This is a genomic window from Nocardia sp. NPDC006630 (genome assembly GCF_040611495.1).
In the GTDB taxonomy this organism is placed as follows: domain Bacteria; phylum Actinomycetota; class Actinomycetes; order Mycobacteriales; family Mycobacteriaceae; genus Nocardia.
In genome coordinates this window covers 439,845-459,209 of record NZ_JBEXOK010000005.1, presented here as the reverse complement: position 1 = coordinate 459,209, position 19,365 = coordinate 439,845, and the positions used below count along the sequence as shown (strand labels likewise).

The following is a 19,365-nucleotide window of genomic DNA, read 5'->3' as shown; positions in this document are numbered from 1 at the left end:
CCGTGGGGTGACCGAAGTCGTAAGAATTGGCCAACTCACCTCGATCACCCGAAGATGCCCGACCTGCGGGCCGGGTCGGCGAGCACGTCTCGAATGAGCATGCCCAGATCCGCGTCGGACGACACCGGGCGGTACCGCACCTCGCAGTGCGGGCGGCCCTCCACCCGCACCGCGAATCGATGGAAATCCCTGGTGTGCTCCCAGATCGCGTCCGCGCCCAGACGATCCACCGGGAACACCTGGTCCGCGACGCGCAGCACCAATCCCTGCTGGGCGTCGCGGTAGAGGATCACGGGCACGCCGTCCATATCTCCGTACACGCCGGACATCGAGCCACCGCCCGGCGGGGCCGAGCGCATCGCGCCCGTCGCCGGATCGAAGAGCGCGCACTCGCCGAACCCGGAATGCGAACGCAGATACAGCTCCCCGCCGCTGTTGACCGGACCGGAGGCGCGCGGGAACCGCTGCCGAGGCTTGGCTCCGTCACCGTTGCCATGGCCGGGTGCGCCGCCCATCGGCGGCGCACCCATCGGCGGGGCCGCCGTGGGCTGGTTGCCCGGGCCGCCGGCTGCGGAGGCTGGACCACCATCCGAGGCGAGTCCGCCCGACCTGTCCGGCGCGAATCCGTGCGGCGTCCCTGCCCCGTCCGGCCCGGAGGCATAGGGGCTACCCGGTCCGTGCGGCGCGCCACCGTGCGGGCCGCTGCCGGGGCCATCCGGCGAACCGTGTGGCGGTTGTGGCACACCATCATTCGGCCAGGGTGAGGTCGGCGGATGGCCGCCGTCATTCCACGGCGCACCACCGCCGGGGGCTCCCCCGGACGGGGGCTGGGAACCACCGGGTGGCCAAGTGCCAGGGGGCGAACCCGGTTGGCCGGGTGGCCATGTACCAGGCGGCACCGGTTGGGCAGGCGGCCAAGTTCCTGAGGGCGGCGCAGGTTGACCTGGCGGCCAGGTGCCCGGTGGTGGAACCGGTTGGCCGGGTGGCCAACCCGGAGGAGGGTACGGGGAGCCGGGCGGGCACGGCTCACTCGGCGGGGACGGCGGCACAGGCGGCGGGGGAACCGTCGGCGGTACAGGTGGAACCGTCGGAGGCGCTGGCGGAACCGTCGGGGGTACAGGTGGAACCGTCGGGGGTGCGGGCGGAACCGTCGGAGGCGCAGGCGGTTTCGGCATGGGAGGCGCCGGCGGCGCCGGAATGCTCGGCGGTGCCGGGGTCGGGGTGTGCGGGGGCGCCGGGTTGGGCGGCGCACTCGGGGGCGGCGGGGTTGTCGGGGGTGGGGGCGGGACCGGGGGCTGCGGCTGCTGCGGGCCGGGCACCAAATCCGCAGGCGGCGTCCACGGATACGGCTGTTGTGACGGCTGCGGAGTGTAGTTCGGGAAGTTCGTCCGCAGGTTGTGCGGCACGATCGGCATATGTGAGCGCTCTCGGGCGAAATCCCGCAACCACCGCGGATCATCACCCGCCCCGGCGTCCTCGGCCCGCGCGGCGCCAACCGGGCCGGAATCGTCGGCCCGCGCGGCGCCAACCGGGCCGGAATCGTCGGCCCGGCCGCGACTACGCCCACCCGAATCAGCACCCCCACCCTCATCGCCGCCACTCCCCGACGACTCACCACCACTCGACGGCGACTCGCCATTCGACGGCGACTCACCATGAACGGGAACGGGATTGCGAGGCGCACCCGGATCCTGCTCCTCCGCACCAGACCCATCCCGGTCACCCGACGAAGACTCCGACTCAGATCCATGAGCAACCGGAGCAACCGGCGCATCCGGATCCTGAGACTTCCCATCAGATGCGCCAGGATCGGCAGCCGGGGACTCCGACTGCGAACCATGGGGCTCTGCGGTTGCGGAGGTGCCGGGGGCAGCGGGCAACGGCTCCGCAGCCGAACTGGTGGCGGCAGGCAACGGCTCCGCGCCGGAACTCGGGGTGGGCGAGGGGCCTTGGGGCGGAAGCGGATTCGGGTGTAGCGGGCCGGAACCGTCGGGGCCGGGGGGTGGCGGTTCGGAGGTGGGGCCCGAGGAAGGGGGTTCTGGGGGTAGGAGGTCGACTACGGTGACGGTGCCGTCGGGGGCGAGATGGATTTGCTGGTAGTGGACCGAGATGCCTTGGGCGGCGAGGGTGGTGCGGAGGTTTTCGTCGAGTACGGCGCTTGGGTCGGAGAGTGGGCTGACTACCAGGACCTCGCGGTCGGCGGCGAGGAGTCCGACGCCGGGGGCGAGGTTGGCGGCGCCGGCGCGGGTGAGTACGTCCTCGGCTGCCAGCATTTGCGCGCGGGTCATCGCGTCGACGGAATCGCGGTGCGACTGGTGGTAGTCGCCGAAGTGCTGGGCCAGTCGCGCACGGAGTCTGGTCAGTTCCGCCATGCGCTGCTGGGCCTCGTCGCGCTCCTCGAAGTACCGCACCATCTGTTCCTTGGGAACGTGGGCGCGGTTCATGATCTCGTCGATGCGGGTCGCCTCGGCGGCGAGCCTGGTGTTGATCGCGGCCTCGAGGTCGTGCGCGCTCATGCCGCGCGGGTCGAGGGCCGGGTCCAGGGTGCGGGCCAGGTCACCGGCTGCGGCCAGCGCAGCCTGCGCGCGCTGCTCCTCCACCTGCCCCTGCTCCGTCAGCCGGGCCGCAATATCCGGGGTGGTCGGCTCGTGCGTGTGGGCGGGCCCCGCCGCACGCCAGCCGCCGGACTCCGGAGCCGCCGCGGCCTCGGACTCGGACTCCAGCGGACCACCCGCCGACTCGTTCGGATCATGCTGAGCCGCAACAGGATCTGCGCCAGCCTGTTCTGGAGCGCCGAGGCCTGCATCCTCGGCACCAGCACCCCCAGCCCGATCGATAGGCGGCTGCGGAGATTCACCATTCGGATTGCCGAGGTGAGCGCCCGGTTCGTTAGCGCCCACAGGTGTTTCCGGTGCGCCGCCGGTCGGGCCATCCCCCGCGGGATGAGGACCACTACCGTCCGGGCCAGAGCCATCTCCGTCGGGGCCAGGGCCGTCGGGGGGCGGCGACGTGGGGTCGGTGGGGCGGGGGATGTTTTCGTCGACCCAGGTGGCGAGGTCTTCGGCGCGGTGGAGGTTTTCGGCGGCGGTGCGGAGGTCTTCGAAGGCGGTGCGGCTGCCTGGGGCGTTGGATAGGACGGTTTCACCGCGGAGGGTGTCGAGGGTGGCGTCGAGATGTTCTGGGGTGAGGTCGGATTCGGCGACGCGGTTCAGGCCGGTGGCGGCGCGGAAGTCGGTGATCGCCTGCTTCAGGGCGGCGTGGGCGGCGTCGCGGGCGAGGGCTGCGGCCTCGTGGGGTGAGACGGCGGCGCGATCGGCGGCGGACTGCAGCCGATCTGCCTCGGTTGACCAGCGGTCGGCGGCGGTCTGCGCCTCGTCGACGCGGTGCACGGCTTCTCGGAGGGCGTCGGTGTGCGCCTCGAATTCGGCGGCGCCGGAGGGTTTCGGCTCGTTCAGGACAGCGTCGCGGGCGGCCTTCGCGGCATCGAGTTCCCGCTGGGCCGAAGCGGATTCGCGGCGGGCCGTATCGAGTGGGGACTCCGCGGCGCGGGCCTGCGACTGGGCCTCGGCCTCGTGGCGGGCGATCAATTCCTCGATCTGATGCACCCGCACGGTCACGTCGTGCAGCCGATTGATTCGCGGGGTGGCCGCAGCCTGCTCATCGGGAGTTCGGGCGTGCTGGGCGGCCTCGTCCAGGGCATCGCGGAAGTGTTCGGGGGTCAGGTCGGATTCATTGACGCGGACACCGCTCATCGCCTGTTTGCGGTCGCGCACCGCCTGGTCGTGCTCACGACGCAGCGTGTCTATCGGAGCCTCGCCCGGCCGCGCACCGGCCGCGAGGGAGCGATCCAGCTCCCGCTCGGCTACCCGTACGCGTTCCTCGGCAGCGTGGTAATCCTGTGCGGCAGCGCGCAATTCGGCTATCCGCGCCTCATGGCTGGAGCGCAACGCCTCCGGGACGGGCAGCTGCCCGAGATGTTCGAGCGTGGACGCCAGCCGCTGCGGCGTCAGATCCTCGGGGCGAATCGGACGGCCCGGAGCCGCCTCCAGATGCGGTGCGTGCGCATCGGGTTGGGTGACCCGGTTCAGTGCCGCGTCAAGGCTGTTGCCCGCGTGCTCGAAACCGGTTCGCGCGCTGTCGAGTTGGGCGGCGGCAAGGCTCGGACGGGCGGGCGGAAGCTCCGCCTCGAGTGGCGCGACGGCCTGGTTGTACTGCTCGGAAACCTGCTTCAGCGCCTCGATATCGGCAGCGCGCGCACTGACTTCGGCGCGCAGGTCCTCGATCGTCTGCTTGGTGTCCTCATCCGTCGGGCGTTCGAACTTCTCGATCTTGCCGTCGAGATAAGCCTCGTAGGCCTTGGTCTTCCGTACCGGATCGTCACCGAGCTCCAAACCCTGCAGCCGCGCCCACACCGGCCCGTCCTGGGGCGGTTCGTCCACCCGCGGCGCCTCGCCCATCAGGTCGGGAGCGAAGCCGCGCAGGTGATTGGGCGCGTCCGGATCGTGAATGGGCAGCTCGCCCTCGGCAATCCGCGGATCCGTCTTCGGGTCGAATTGGAAATCGTTGTGGAACGGATCCAGATTGCCCAGGCTGCGCGCGTATTCGGTCAGCGCCGCAAGCAATTCCGGCCGATCCAGGGACCGATGCAGCAGATCGTTGATCGCCCGCACTGTCGCCTTGGGATCGGCGGACTCGGGATCCGCTTCGAACAGATCCGCCTTCTTGTTGTACTTCTCGCCGTACAGATCCTCGGGCGCGACACCGAGACGCTCGGCCAGCTTCGCCCGCGCCGCAAGGGCGGCATCGAGATTGGGTTTGCCCAGCGCCTTCGCGTACGCGAGCAGATCCTCCACCGCCTGCAGGCGGCGCACATTGCGCACACCCGGATCGGCCATGGCCTCGGCCATCCGCTCGGGCGTGAGCTCGGCGGGATCGAGCCCCAGCCGGTGGGCCAGTTCCTGCAGCGCCTCATTGAGGCCGTGGAACCCCTCGATCTTGTCACTGCTCTGGATGAAGTCGGCCATGCCCTCGATCTGGGCGGCACGCAGGGCGTTCTCGTGCTGCATGGCCTTGATGGTCGCGGCCAGCTCATCCGGGGACAGATCGTCGCGGTAGACGAGCAGCTTCTTCGCCAGCGCATTGCGCTCGGCGAGCAATTCGTCGGCTGAGCGCGGGGAGGTGTGCGGCTCCGCAGCCGGCACCGGGTCGGGCGTCGAGGGCTCGGGCATGCGCCAGGGTGCGGCCGGATCGTCGCGCAGCATGGTGGCCGGGACCCGCTCACCATTCAGGTCGAGCTCGTGGAAGCGCACCTCGGGGGTCGGCTCGCCGACAACGTGCAGGTTGCCGAGCTCGTCGAGCTTGACCGCGCGGAAATCCAGTGCGAGGCGGCCGTCGTTGAGCTGGTGACCGATCTCCGGATGCTCGGCGAGGAAGGTGGCCAGTACCTCCGCGTGGTCGGTACCGCCCCGAATCACCGTCAGGCGGGGCGGATCACCGGCGAGAATGCTCACGCTGTCGTCCAGGGTCACGCCGCCGTGCTCGTCGACCCAGGATCTGGCGACATCATCGGCGATGCCGTTGGCCGTCGCGCGCACCTGGTCGTCGGCGGTCACATAGTCGTCGACCGCGTGCCGGAAATCGACCACCTGATCGGCGTGCTCACGCACCGCCATGCGCAATTCGGCGAGGGTGTGCGGCAGTCGTTCGGGAGTCAGTTCGTCCAGGCCGACACCGAGCATCTGCGCCCAATTCGACCGTTCCTCGCGAATCTGGTCGCGCATGAGGGCGCGGTCGAAGAGGATGCCCTCCTTGCGGGTCGACATCTCCTCGGGAGACAGGCTGTCGAAGTGGCGTGCCGGATCGCCACCGTTCGGCTTGCTCTCCCACTCGAGCGCGGTGACCAGCGGATCGTCCTTGCCGATCAATCCGATTTTGCGGGCCAGTTTGCTGATCGCCCATTCTTTTCGAGTCGGATCGCTGTGCACCAGCTCACGCAGGTAACGACCCAGCGGATCCTTGTCGAAGAAGTTCATCTCCCTGCTGTAGGGAACACGACCGTCCTGGAGGTTGTAGCTGCGCGCGGCATCGGCCAGTGCTTCCACCGCGCCCGCGCGGCGCATCATCACGTAGTTCGCTCTGTCGACGAATTTGCGCAGTGTTTCCGGGTCGGCCGTAGTCAGGTCGATGCCCTGTCGCGCAGCCTGTTTCAGCACCTCCCGCAGGGCGTCGTCGCGGAGGTCGAGCTGATCGGCGAGCGCCTTCGGCAATTCCTCGCGGGTGCCGGCCGAATCATCCGGATGCGGCTGGGGCTCTGGATCATGCTGTCCGCCAGGCAGTTCGGCGGGATGCTCACCAGTTGTCAACTCGGGCAAGGGCGGACGCTGTGCGACCGCCGCCGGATCCTCGGCGGGGGCGAGTGCGGGCGGTTTCTCGACCGGTCGAGCGGAGGGCGGATCCTCGTTCGAGATACCCGCTGCGAGCAGGTCCGCCGCCGCCCGCGCACGGGTGGCCGGGTCCACCTCGCTGAACCACGGCTCGTACTCGCCACCGTCTCTGGTGCGCATCGGAACAACCTCCGACGTCACGTTCGCGATCTTGGCGGTGAGCCGATTGACCAGGGGAAGATCCTCGCGCGCCTTCCAGAAGGTCGCGAATTCCTTGGCCAGGCGGGACGGGTTGATATCGAGTTCGTGCAGGAAGTCGTTGTGCAGCCAGCCGCCGATCTCGTGGATGATCTGCTTCTGGCCTGTGCCGTCGAGACCCGAGCCTGAGGCGTATTTCGGGTACTGATCGTGGAATCCACCCCGGATGAATTTCCAGAGTCGCTGCAGGAACGGCGGGCGCACCGGCTCGGTTTTCGCCGGAACCCGATCGCCGGGTAGGGACGGGCGGGTGGCGGGCTCGAGATGCTTGACGCCGTTCTCGTCGGTGCGCACCGTGACGTGGACGCGCTCGCCGTCGGCCTCCAGCACCAGATGCTGCGGGCCGGAAGGGTCGGGGGCGTGGAACGTGGCGGCCATGAGATCCGCGACATCCGCTGTGCGGCGCAGGGTTTCATTGCGCAGATCGGCCAGCGTCTGCTCGCGCACTCCGCGAGCCAGCTGATCCGGATCGACGCGCAGCAGGCGTGCCCACTCGTCGCGGATCTGCGCCAGTTGCGCGCGCTGTCCGGGATCGGTCGCCGCGTCATGGCGGGCGGAGGCCTCGTCCAGGGCCTCGATCGCACCGGCGCGCAACATATTCCGGTACTGCAGCTCGCCCGCTGTCTCCGGTAGGCGTTCGGGCGAGATCTGCTCATCGGACAAGCCCAGACGGCGCGCGATGTCCTCGCGAAGCTCATCCATGGTCAGAGCACGCGGGGCGGTATCCGCATTGTGGGCCGGATCCGACCACGGCTCCAACGGCAGACCGGCATGCTCGTCCGGGGGGCGAGAAGCATTGCGCTCCAGCGCCGGTCGGCCCGCCGCGGCCTCTGCTGCGGCGGCGTCGTTCAAGCGGTCGGCGATACCCAGGTCACGGAGCTCGGCCTCGGTCGCACGCAATTCGCCGGGATCGACCTCGTTCCGCCAGTACTCCTCACCGCCGTACCGCTCATCGAGGGAGAGCGGGTCGAATTCCTCCGGATTCCGCATCGACGCCGGTGGACGACCGGTGTCGGGGTCACCGAAGAAGACACGCGCCCTGGCTATTTCGGCCAGTTCCTGCAGCGACGCCAGGGCATCCGGACGCCGGTTCAGCGCATCGGACAGACCCAAGGCGTCCGCCAGGCGGGCCAGGTACTGCAGCTCCTCCGGCGTGCGCTGATGGGCATTGTGCTCGAGCGGCGCTTTCGCCAGGAAGTCCAGCACCGCCCGCAGCGTGGGCGATACCTTGGCCGGATCCACCGAACGCGGGCCCGACTCGTCCGGCGCGCCCTCCCCCGCAGGAGCAATCTCCGCGGTCGGCGCCTCCGACGTGGGCACCACCTCCCCGCCCGGGGGCGCCTTCTCCTCGGCGTTCGCGGCGTGGTCCGGGTCCGGCGTCTGCTCGGCCGCAGGAGCCTCGTGCTCGCCTGCGGGCTTCGGCTGCCCTGGCGGCGTGGACTTCTCACCTTCGGGCCCGGCGTTCACGCCCTGCTCGGCCGCCGGCTTCTCACCCTCGGGCCCGGCCGTCGCGCCCGGGTCCGCCGCCGGCTTCTCACCCTCGCCCGGGGGCGGAGTGTTCCGGCCGTCCGGTGCGGGTTCCTCGTTCTCGCCTGCGGGCGTTGACTTTTCGTCGCCGGGCTCGGGCTCGGGCGCGCTGCCCCGGGGCGGGGCGGGGGGCTTCTTTCCGCCGTCTCCGGCGCCGTCGGCGGCTGGTGGGAGTTCACCCTTCGGAGCGGATGGGTTCGACTCGCCGCCCTGCACCGGTTCCGCACCGGCGGTGAGGCTTTCGGATGCGTCTTCCGGGCGGCCGCCGGCCATCTCCCAGAGGTAGTCCGCGCGCTCGGCGGAGATGCGGGCAAGTAGGTCCGCCTGCTCGGCTCGGAGGCGGGCCTCGTAGGCCTCCGGTGTGCCCGGCACCTCGCGGTCGGCCAGATCGTGGAGGTAGCGGGCATCGTTCGCGTCCGCCCGAGCCGAGATGTCGGCGTGCTCGGCATTCATGCGATCGATCCAGGTGTCCGGATCATTCGGGTCCGACGCGCGGCGCATGAGTGGCTCGCTCGTCTGGTCCTCCGGCTCGACCCCGAGCTCCGGATTCCCGGCGCCGTCCGTCTCCGATCGCGACTCGTCCGATGGGTCATGGCCGGGAGACGGTTCGGTGTGCTCGCCCGAATGGTCCAGGGAGGTAGCCGGATCCAGGTTCGCGGCGTCATGGGGAGCCTCGGGCCGGGGTGCGGCCTCCGGGGGGCGGGCACCGGGGGGCTCGTGGGCGTCGGCGGGATCACGGGCGACCGCCTGGCCGGGGCCTTCCGCTGTGTCACGAATGTGGAGAGGGGCTCCGGGAGCGGAGGGGTCGGTTCGGGGGCGGCTCGACGCAGCGTGGTCGGCGAGGGTGTCCACGAGCAGTTTGTGCAGCAGCTTGGAGCCGTCACTTGCGTTGGCGCCGTTGAGTTCTACGTCGGTGAAGGCCTCGGCGAGGGCTTCGGGGCGGTCGAGCATGCCGTGCTCGTCGAAGCTGTATCCACTGAGCTCCCGGCGCATCCAGCGGGTGAAGCCGCCTTTCAAGCTCTTGTCGGCCATGTGGTGGTCGAGCAGGACGGAGAGGGCTTCCTCGCGGGCCTTGCCCTCGGTGGTGAAGTCGATGGCGTGCGCGAACTCGTGCACGATCGTCGAGTAGACCGGACGGTCGCCCGAGCCGGGCACCAGCTCACCGTCCTGCTCGTTCTCGGTGATCCGGGTGGCGAGATGTTCCGGATCGAGGGCGAACTTCCTGTTCAGGATGATGTTCCGGGCGCGCTTGTTCCCCGAGGCATCGCGGATGGCGTTCGCCTCCGCGAAGGTCTTGTCCCCCAGATTGTCGATGCGGATCGACATCAGGCGGGTAGCGGGGTACTTCTTCATCATGTCGTCGATGGCTCGGGCGAACTCGCGGAGCACCTCGGGATGGATCGCTGGGTCGAAGCCGTAGGCCTGGATACCCCAGCGATCCTTGAGCGTCTTGACGATCTCGTCCGCATTCCGCGCCGACCATTCGTCGTCGTGGCTGGACGTCCAATCAGGCTTGGGGGACGGGGATTCCGGGGCGCCATCGCCTGCGGTCCGCTCGCCGGGCGGGGGCGCGCCGTCGTGAGCTGCCGACGGCAGGTGCTCGGATCCATCGGAGAAGACCGGCTCGAGCGAGGGGCGATCGCCCTCGGATCGGCGCGACTCGCCGGGCGCGGCGTCATCCCTCCGGGCGCCGGCGGGATGGGTCTGCTCGACCGGAGGTTCGGCCGCCGGGCGAACATCGCGCGCCTGCTGCGGTTCCGGGCGCGCCTCGTCGGGTGTCCGCGCGCTGCCGGGACGGGTATCACTCGCAGGGCGCTCCCCCGGGCGCGATGTCTCGGGCTGCGGCGACCGGTCGGCGGGCTTCGGCTCAGCGTCCGGCAACCTCCGCTCGGCAACGGGGGTGTCGCCTCGCAGCGGGGAATCATCCTGTGGCGCAGCCTCATCGCGCGGCGCAGCCTCGTCACGCGGCAGGGCCTCATCGCGCGGCGCAGCTTCGTCACGCGGCGCAGCTTCGTCACGCGGCGCAACTTCGTCACTCGGTAGGACTTCATCGTGCGTCTGCGTCTCGTCGCGGGGCACAGCCTCGTCACGCGGCAGCGTCTCGTCACGCGGCAGGGCCTCATCGCGGGACGCAACTTCATCACGCGGTAGGACTTCATCGCGCGTCTGCGTCTCGTCACGCGGCACAGCCTCGCCGCGGGACACAGCCCCGTCGCGAGGCACAGCCTCATCCTGCGGCAGGGATTCGTCGCGTGGCGGGGCCTCGGCCGGATCAGAGTCGTTCGGTCGCTGATCATTTGGATGGTCAGCGTCGGGATCGCGCTCAGTCGCCGACGGGTCCTCGGGGTGAGGTTCGTCAGGGTGCGGGTGCTCGCCCGAAATGTCCGATGTGGGGTGGTCGGGCTTCGGTTCGGTGGAGGTGGTGTCCTCCGATGGGAGGTGATCGGGGCGGGTCCCGGCGGCGTCCGGGGCGGGGCGGGTCCCGGCGGCGTCCGGGGCGGGGTGGGGCTCGGCGGCGTCCGGGGCGGGGTGGGGCTCGGCGACTGGGTCCGGGGACGGGAGGCGGGAGATTGTGTCGGCGGGGACGTGGTCGGCGGATTCGGGGTCGGGGCCGAATCTGGTGATCTCGTCCATGAGGTGCCAGTAGAGGACCTTGGCGGGCTCGGTCGCGGCTTCGCCGTTGTACTCGACATCGGTGAAGGCTTCGGCCAGCGCCTCGGCCTCATCGAATCGGCCGTTCGCGTCGAAGCTGTAGCCGCTGAGTTGATTCAGCCACTCCCGGTATTCGTCCCGGAACTCCTGCGCGTCCATGGTGGGGCGAGTGCTCTCGAAGTGCTCGCGCAGGGCCCGCTCGGCGGTCTGCCACACCTCCTGCGCCTCGGCGTCGAGTGCGTGCGCGAACTCGTGCACGATTGTCGAATGCACCGGGCGCGCAGCCGAACCCGGAACCAGGTGACCGTCGGCCTCTGCCTCGGCGATCGTGCGGGCCAGAGCCTCGGGATGGGACGCGTAGTGCAGGCTCAGCGTGATCTTGCCCGCGCCGAAGCGGCGATAGCGTTCCGCGCCGACATATTCACGGCGCGGCCGGTGGTAGGCGAACGTATCCCGGTCGGGTATCGCCTCGATCGAGACGATCTCGAGGTTCCTGCCGTCCGGGTAGCGGCCCATCATCTCGTCGATGGCGCGGGCGAACTCGCGAACCGCCTCCGGGTCGACACCGGGGAGTTCGAAGCCTCGCACGTCCAAGTTCCAGCGACGTTCGAGCTCCTCCTTCACCTCGCGAGGATCCAGGCCCGACCAGTGATCGTCCGGGCGCGGCGACCAATCACGCGGTGCGTCATGGCTACTCGGCGGGCCGTCGTGCCCGGCCGGTGACGGCGCGGTGTCGGACGGGCGCGTGGCCGGATGCTCCACCACGGGATCCAGCGGCATCAGCGGTACCAACCCGGCGGAAGGATCCGTACCCCAGTCGTCCCCGCCGAAGTACTCCGGACCTTCGTCATCGTGCTTGCCGCTCGAGTGCTCCCGGTCGGGCGCGCCGGCGTGCTCCGGCGCTTGCGCCGGATCTGTGGGACGAGAGTCCTTGGGCCGCTGACCCTCCGGACGCGAATCTTCGGGCCGCCCATCCCCCGGACGTGAATCCTCGAGCCGCCCATCCCCCGGACGCGAATCCTCGAGCCGCCCATCCCCCGGACGCGAATCTTCGGGCCGCTGACCCTCCGGACGCGAGTCCTCGGGCCGCTCATCCCCCGGACGCGAGTCCTCGAGCCGCTCATCCCCCGGCTTCAAGTCTTCGGGCCGCTGATCCTGGGGCCTCGAGTCCTCGGGCCGCTGATCCTGCGGCTTCAAGTCCTCGGGAGGCGAGTCCTCCGGTTGCAGGTCCTCGGGCCGGTGATCCTCCGGCCGCAGGGCTTCAGGCTGCGAGTCGTCGGCTCGGGGCTCGGTGGGGGCCGGAAGTTTCTCGGGATGTGAATCTTCCGGGACGCGGTCGGTCGCGGCGGGATCTTCGGGGCGCGGGTCGGTGAGTTCGTGCGGCTCGGCCGGGCCGGAGTCGCGGGGGGCCAACGGATCTGGGTGCCGGCCGCTGGCAGCGGAGTCCTCCGGACGAGGCTCACCGGGGTGCGTATCGGCCGGATCGCTGTTGTCGGCCACTGCTTCTTCGTCGTGCGGCGCGCGCGGTGGTTGCTGTTCGTCGGGGCCGGGCGCGCGCGACTCCACGGGGTTGCGCTGCGGTTCGGGCGTGTCGTCCGCTGGCGGATCATGCGGGAGGGAACGATCCGTCGCGGGCTCGGATGGGTCTGCGATACCGGCGCGCGGGGGCTCGGGCTGCCGTTCAGCGGGCGGGGATTCGAGCTGCCGCTCAGCGAGCGAGGACTCCGGCTGCCGCTCGGCAGGCAGGGACTCGGGCTGCCGTTCGACGGGCAGGGACTCCGGCTGCCGTTCAGCGGGCAGGGACTCGGGCTGCCGTTCGGCGGGCTGAGACTCCGGATGCTGGTCGGCGGGCGGGGTGGGTTCGGTTGGGTCGCTGTGGATTCCGGGGTGGGGGGCGGAGCCGTCGGAGTTGGGTGCGCGGACGGGTGATTCGGGTGCTCGGGGTTCGGATTGCACGCCGGTTGCGGGGGCATGGGCGGATTTTGTTGTGGTCGTGTCGATTCCGGCCTTGGATTCACCGATGCCGGGACGCGGGGAAGCGCTGCCGGCGCGGGGTGCGGTCGGATCGGATACGGCGGGGGGCCTGGGCGAGTCCGGGCGTGGGGGCTCGGGAGCGCGGGGCGGGGGCGAGGTACGGGAGGAATCGGGGTTGGCGGCGGGGGCTCGGGATTCGGAGGCGGGGGTGCGCTGATCCGCTGGAGCCGCGGCGTGATCGGGGCCGCTCGGCGCGACCACCGGCGCTTCGGCCAGGAGGGGGACTCCCGCACGGGATTCCGGCACGGCGGCGACAGGTGCTGGGGAATCGACTGCGGGGGCGGATGAGTGCGGAGCGGCGGCGTGCGAGCCGCTCCCGTCTGCGGATCCGGAGGTCGCGGGCTCCGGGTTGGCCGCGTCGCGGGGGGCGTTGGAATCAGCGACCGGCGCGATCTCGGGGGCGGGCTGGGCGGCGGGCGCGCTGTTCGAGTTCTCAGCGGGCGCATCCGGGGCCGGCTGCGCCTGGGGGGCGGCTTCCGGCGGGGCGGACGCGCTCGCGGGGGACAGCGTCGGGCCGGCGCCTGCCGGATCGGTGGCAGGGCCCGGCGAACCGGCGGGCGCCGAAACACCGGAATTCATACCGGAAGTGCTCGCACCGCCCGAGTTGCCATCGCCGGCATTCTGCGACACCACCGGCTGCGGCGAGTCGGCACCGTTCCGCGAAGGTTCGGGCTGATGACCATTGCCCGCGTTGGCAGGTTGAGAGTCCGCGGGCTGATGGCCAGGACCCGCGTTGGCACCGGGCTGGGAATCCGCAGGCGGATGCGCGGCACCCGCGTTGGCACCGGGTTGGGAATCGGCAGGCTGATGACCAGCACCCGCGTTCGCACCGGGTTGGGAATCGGCGGGTTGGTGTGTCTTGTCCCCGTTGGCATTTCCGGGATCGGGGGCTCCGCTGCGATGTGTGGTGTCATCGCCGGCGGTGACGGTCTGCGGGTCGCCCGGCTTGGATGGGTTGCCGCCATCGGAATTGCCGGCGTCGCCGGACCTGTGGTTCGAGTCGGCGCCGGGGGCGGTCTGGGGATCGCCGGGTTGGTGACCGCCGCTCGAAGCGCCCGGGTCCCCGGAGTGGACGCCGCCGGAACCGTTCAGATCGCCCGCATGCGTCTCGTCCGGAGTGCCGGAATGGGTTCCAGTGGTATCGAGGGCTGCGGGGTCGCTCACCCTGGGGTGCGTGCCGTCGCCCAGTGACAGATCCCCGATGTGGGGCGCCGTGGCCGGACCGTGGCCGCCGAAGCTGTGTGCGCCCGCGTGATTCAGCGAGGAGATGGCGCCGGCGCCGAAACCCGCCGTCAGCATGCGCGGATCGAGGTGGGTGTTCTCCAGGTTCTTGACGGCATCGCTCAGGCCGTGCTGGGCGACGTCGAAGCCGAACTGTGTAGCCGTCCCGCCGACGAATCCCGCACCGGCGCCGACCAGCCCGGAACCGGCGTGCGTCACCAACTGGCTCAGCAGGCCGGTCATACCCCTGGAGGCCAGTTTGCCGCCCAGCCATTTGCCGAACGGACCCGCGACCGCACCGCCCGCGCCCGCGCCGACCGCGGTGACCGCCGTCTGCTCCCAGTTGATCCCGCTGCGGTGCCCCTGCAGCACCTGGATCTCCTGGGCGCCGAGATCCTGAATAGTGCCGATCGCCATATTGAGCGCGACGTGCCTGAGCAGGAACTTCGCCAGCGCCGGACCGACCAGCTTGGTCAGGGCGCGCTCGATCGCCTCCGTGGCATCCCGGGCGATGACGCGTACCGCCACCCGCCCGGACGCCACGGCTATGGCCTCCTCCTCGGGAGCGGTCGGCGGAAACGCCCACACCGCAATCATTTCCGCCGCCAGCCAGGCCAGCGTCGAATAGAACATGATCTTCGTGTATTGGATCTGGGTGCCGCTGTCGTAGGTCGAATCACCGACCTGATCGAAAAACCCCGCCAGATCGACGATCGAGGTGTTCCCGTCGGCGCTGGCCTGACCGCTCAGCAGGTCGAACGCATTCGACATCGCCTGGACGCCATCGCCGTCCGGATAGGCGGCGAGCGTGCTGGACTTGGCCTCGGCGATGGCGTCGAGCAGATTGCGCAATCCGTCACCGCCGGTGTGCCAGTCCTGGGCCAGGGCCCACATCTGGTCCTCATTGCCCTGGGGCCACTCCATGCCGACCAGGTAGCCCAGCCACTCGAGCCCGGAGGGAAATTCCATCATGGCAGGCCGGTCACCATCCGGAGTCGATCGCCCCGCCGCGCGGGCTCACTCCTGATTCGCCGGAATTCTGTTGCCCCGCAACACGTTCAGCCGAACCCGGCGGAGCGGTGGAGATCACCGGGGGCGGCGGCGCCACCAGCTCACTGCTCAGATCCGGCATCCCCGGAATCAGATCGGTCAGCTTGGGCAGGCGTTTGCGGTTCTGCGACACCGGCGCCATGAGTTCCGCGCTCAGGCGTGCCACCTCGGCGGCGGCCTGCTGGGCGGCCTCGGTGACCGCCTTCGCGATTTCCGGATAGTCGAGATCCTCGATGCCGGAACGGAAACGGGTCTCGATCACGGTGCCTTCCGCGTTCACCGTCACCGTGACCCGCTTGCCGCGCACGGTGGCGGAGGCGGTCAGCGCGGCACGCTGCTGCTGCAGGCGGGTGATGGTGCGCATCTGATCCGCGAAATCCTCGAGGATCGAGTTCAGATCCGCCTGGGCGAATTCGTTTGTCACCGCGGCAGACTCACTCGAGCCCGGCGGCGTTGCCGTGGTCCATATTGGTCAGCTCGGTCACCGCGTCCAACTGGCCCTGTGAGAAATTGCCGAAGGTACCGGACATATTGTTCGCACCCTCGAGAATGTTCGTCTTGCTCGTGAGGTAACCGTTGGCGCCGTTGGCGAACTGGTTCCCCAGCGAATCGTCGCCCCACGGCTCCCCGCGCGAATCACTGGAGCTCACCAGGGTGTTCACCACCTGCTGGATACCGTCCTGCACCGCAGCCGTCTTCCCCGCCGCGGTGCGCAGCAGGTCCGTGTAGGCCGTCAGCCGGTCAGCCATGAGAACCTCCAGAACTCGGACAGGTACTGCGGGCATGCCGACCTTTTCAGGCCTCGGCAACCTGACAGTTGCCGGAATATGAACGGAGAGTGCCGATTCGATCCGGAGGCAGAACCTCTTTCGGCACATAGAGCCGGGGCGGCGCCGACCGCCCCTCAGTGCTCTTCTTCTTCGCCCCGGGCTTCCATATGCCACAGAATCCGGTCGATGGTCCGCTCGATGTGATCGGCGAACCGGCGGGTGGTCACCCCGACCGCCGAGCGCGCCGGGCTGTCCAGGTCGATGAGATAGCGGCCGTCGCCCGGCAGATCACGCCACACCACGGTCGATTCCGCGATGCCGCGCGGACCGTACTTGGAGCGGCCCTGCAGGATCTGCAGGGCGCCGGTCAGTTCGGCGGGCGTGGACAGGAAAGTGAGACTGCGGCTTTCGGTGGTGTCGTCGAAACTGTCGAACGCCGCCGAGCGGGAATTCGCGTACGGATCGGGTTCGGGCGGTTCGGTCACGATCGAGATCTCGGGCAAACGCCCGGCCTCGACCTCGGGCAGCTGGGCGACCAGGAGGCCGGGAAGCTCCTCCGGCTCGCATTCGATCATCGTCACCGCCCCACCGTGATCCACCGTTTCACCCGGCTGCTGCGTGAGGACGCAGGCCCGCCTGCCACTCCGCACCCCGTGCACCCGCAGGTGCGTTTTCGGATTGTCGATATCGCTGTCCCGCCAGCCGTGCATGCCGACAAAGACTTCCGGGCGCGCGACCGTCTCGAATACGGCGGCGAAACCCGGCTCCAGCCGCTCGTCGAGACCGTCTCCGATCTCCGCGAGCTCACGCAGATAGTCGTCGAGCAGCGGTGTGCGACTGAGGTACAGGAAAGGCGAGGGCATCGCCCCGGACCGGTACCGATTGCACAGCACCTTGAATTCGACGTCGGTGAACTCCCACCTCATGCCTCGACCGCCGGGATGTCGGCCGGCGCCTCACCGAGAGGAGCCGACGCCTCACCGAGAGGAGCCGGCGCCTCACCGATATGGGTCAGGGCACTGAGGAAATCGACCGGCTGTACTTCCGCATCCGCACCCGATGTCACGGAATCGGACAGGACGCCGTCCGAAAGCCCCGCTGTCACACCGAAAACCGGCTGCACCAGGCTGCCGTCAATGCCCGCGCGCGGGAAGAGATTGGTCAGCGAGGGTGTGCCCGTCACCTGTGCCGCGTCGGGCGTCGCCAGCGCGGCACCGGAGGACGTGACGTCGGCGGGCAGTCCCGCGGCGGGCACCGCGGCATCCGGCGCGGACGTCAGGCCCATCAGCTGCGACAACTCGGCCAGCTTGTCGGGCGACTGTTGAATCTGCGCGAGCGCCGCCGTCACCTTGTCCTGGGACACCCCGAGCAATTGCGAGAGCTCGGAGGTATTGCCCGTCTGCAGCGCGGAGTCGAGCTGTGTGAGCAGCGTCGGAAGCTGCTGCATCACGGTCGATCCCGCGCTCGCCAGTGTGCCCAGCAGACTGGTGAGCGTCGAGAGGCCCTGGCCGCTGTCCGAGGTCGAGGTACCGGCGGACACCGGGGTCGCCGTCGCCGCCGGTGTGGTCGCCGCCGGATTCGTGTAGGCGGGAACGGAGGCCTGCGGCTGCGCGGCGTTCGGGTCGGTCGTCGCGGCCGGATTGGCATTCGGGTCGGACGCGAGGCTGGCCGGGAGCTTCGGCGCGGCTACGTTCGACTTCGGCGAGGAGCCGGGTGAAGTTCCCGGGCCCGCACCAGGATTGGCACCGGGATTTGTGCCCGGATCCTTCCCGGGGTTCGTTCCGGGATCTTTCCCCGGGTCCGTGCCTGGATCTTTCCCCGGATCTTTCCCCGGATCCTTGCCCGGATCTTTCCCTGGATCTTTCCCTGGATCCTTGCCCGGATCGTTCGCTGGAATCATCGCGGGCTTGGCTACCGGAATCGGATTCGACACCACCGGAATCACCGCCGCCGTCGCCTTCAGCGGCTGCAGGTAGTCGCGATCGAAGTAGTGCTGCTCATCGTGCAGTGCCCCACTCTTATCGCAATTCCACGGCTGCTTGCGCTGTGTCGGCATGGAGAACTTCGTGGAGGACATCCAGGCCGAGGTGTAATGCATGCTCTCGCCCAGCAGTTCCATGGTGTTCCGGAGCGGCTCGACCTGTCCGGCATAGGCCGTGATCGCCGCCTGCGCCTTGTCGAAGCCCCCGCCCGACCAGTCCTTGTTGAGCGACTGCATCTGGTTCCCGAACGTGCCGAGTTTGTCATCCACCCAGCCGGACATCGACTTCCACAGCTCGCCCGCATTGGAATACGTATCGGGAGCCAGTGACTGCCCCAGGTCGTAGAGCTGTTCCCAGCTCATCGAATCCTTGTTCTCCAGGTGAATAGGCACGGATTCCTTGGCGCCCGAATAGTTCTGGAGTCCCTTGGGCAGGCTCTGCTCCTCGTAGGCGCCCGGCGCCGACTTCTGCGGCGCCTTGTAGTCCAGCGCCGCCGGAGTCGTGGGCATCTGGATCTTGTCCAGGTCCGCGGCCTGGAACGCCTCCTTCGAGGCATTGTCCGCCGCCAGGTACGACTTGGACGCCGCCCGGAACGTCTCCGCCATATCCGTCAGGATCGTGATGTGGGCGTCGATCGAATCCAGCAACTCGGTGCCGTGATTGCTGTACGCCGCGGCGAGCAGCGAGCCGGAGGTCAGATCGCCGATCGGATCCATACTGTTGAGCTTGCCGTCGGTGGCCATCTTGCGGAACTTGCGCATGGCGCCCACCATGTCGGCGCACGCCTGAATCGCCTGTGTGGCCGCCTTGGGATCGAAGAGCAGGGGGTCCGCGGACGCCCCCGCCGACGTTCGCAGGCCCGCCCATGCCGTGAGGTCTTTAATGTCAGGTGCCATCGGTAATTACTGCCGCTCCGCCCGTTTCAGCTGTGCCTGCCAGCACACCGTACGTTCGTAAACTACCGATGGCGCGCAAGGAAATTCAACGTCTGAGAAACATCATCTGCGAAGATCTGCAGTCGTGCGAGTACTGGTGCAGCGGGTGAGTTCGGCGCAGGTGACGGTCGGCGATGAGGTCGTGGGGCGGATCGATCCGGCCGCACACGGCGCGCCGCACGGGCTGGTCGCGCTGGTCGGAGTGACGCACGGTGACAGCGACGCCACTGCGAAGGCATTGGCCGACAAACTGTTCCGGCTGCGCATACTAGACGGGGAACGGTCGGCCGCTGATCTGGGTGCGCCGATTCTGGTGATCAGCCAGTTCACGCTCTACGCCGACACCGCCAAGGGGCGGCGGCCCTCATGGAATGCGGCGGCGCCCGGTGCGGTCGCCGAACCACTGGTCGAGGTGTTCGCGGCCACCCTGCGCGAACTGGGAGCCACGGTGGCGACCGGGCGCTTCGGGGCGCATATGCATGTGGAGCTGATCAATGATGGGCCCGTGACACTGCTACTCGAAGGCTGAACTGCGCGAACGGCGGCCGCGCCC

General features: G+C 69.4%; 6 protein-coding genes. 1 reads left to right on the top strand and 5 read right to left on the bottom strand.

Annotated features, from left to right (window positions below; all coding sequences use genetic code 11):
• Positions 1-44 precede the first annotated feature (44 nt).
• From ABZX86_RS17095 to ABZX86_RS17075, 5 genes are all read right to left on the bottom strand, one after another.
• Positions 45-15,047, bottom strand: coding sequence for a hypothetical protein (locus ABZX86_RS17095; RefSeq protein ID WP_355124428.1), 15,003 nt, complete (start codon positions 15,045-15,047; stop codon positions 45-47).
• A 10-nt stretch (positions 15,048-15,057) separates the two neighbouring features.
• The gene (locus tag ABZX86_RS17090) at positions 15,058-15,549 is read right to left on the bottom strand and encodes a YbaB/EbfC family nucleoid-associated protein (RefSeq protein ID WP_355124426.1); all 492 of its coding nucleotides are present in this window, start codon (positions 15,547-15,549) and stop codon (positions 15,058-15,060) included.
• 10 nt (positions 15,550-15,559) lie between these two features.
• A complete protein-coding gene (locus tag ABZX86_RS17085) occupies positions 15,560-15,874 on the bottom strand; it encodes a hypothetical protein (protein WP_355124424.1) in 315 nt (104 codons plus the stop codon).
• Between the two features lie 155 nt (positions 15,875-16,029).
• The gene (locus ABZX86_RS17080; RefSeq protein ID WP_355124422.1) at positions 16,030-16,821 is read right to left on the bottom strand and encodes an ESX secretion-associated protein EspG; all 792 of its coding nucleotides are present in this window, start codon (positions 16,819-16,821) and stop codon (positions 16,030-16,032) included.
• A complete protein-coding gene (locus tag ABZX86_RS17075) occupies positions 16,818-18,773 on the bottom strand; it encodes a hypothetical protein (RefSeq protein ID WP_355124420.1) in 1,956 nt (651 codons plus the stop codon). The genes ABZX86_RS17080 and ABZX86_RS17075 overlap by 4 nt, the downstream gene beginning before the upstream one ends.
• Positions 18,774-18,897: 124 nt before the next feature.
• Here ABZX86_RS17075 and dtd point away from each other — a divergent pair, with 124 nt between their 5' ends.
• Positions 18,898-19,341, top strand: a complete 444-nt coding sequence (dtd, locus tag ABZX86_RS17070) for a D-aminoacyl-tRNA deacylase (protein ID WP_355124419.1) — start codon at positions 18,898-18,900, stop codon at positions 19,339-19,341.
• The last annotated feature ends 24 nt before the right edge of the window (positions 19,342-19,365 follow it).

Coding starts and splice junctions, on each gene's coding strand:
- ABZX86_RS17095 (WP_355124428.1), bottom strand. CDS start 15,047: ATGATGGAATTTCCCTCCGGGCTCGAGTGGCTGGGCTACCTGGTCGGC.
- ABZX86_RS17085 (WP_355124424.1), bottom strand. CDS start 15,874: ATGGCTGACCGGCTGACGGCCTACACGGACCTGCTGCGCACCGCGGCG.
- ABZX86_RS17080 (WP_355124422.1), bottom strand. CDS start 16,821: ATGAGGTGGGAGTTCACCGACGTCGAATTCAAGGTGCTGTGCAATCGG.
- ABZX86_RS17075 (WP_355124420.1), bottom strand. CDS start 18,773: ATGGCACCTGACATTAAAGACCTCACGGCATGGGCGGGCCTGCGAACG.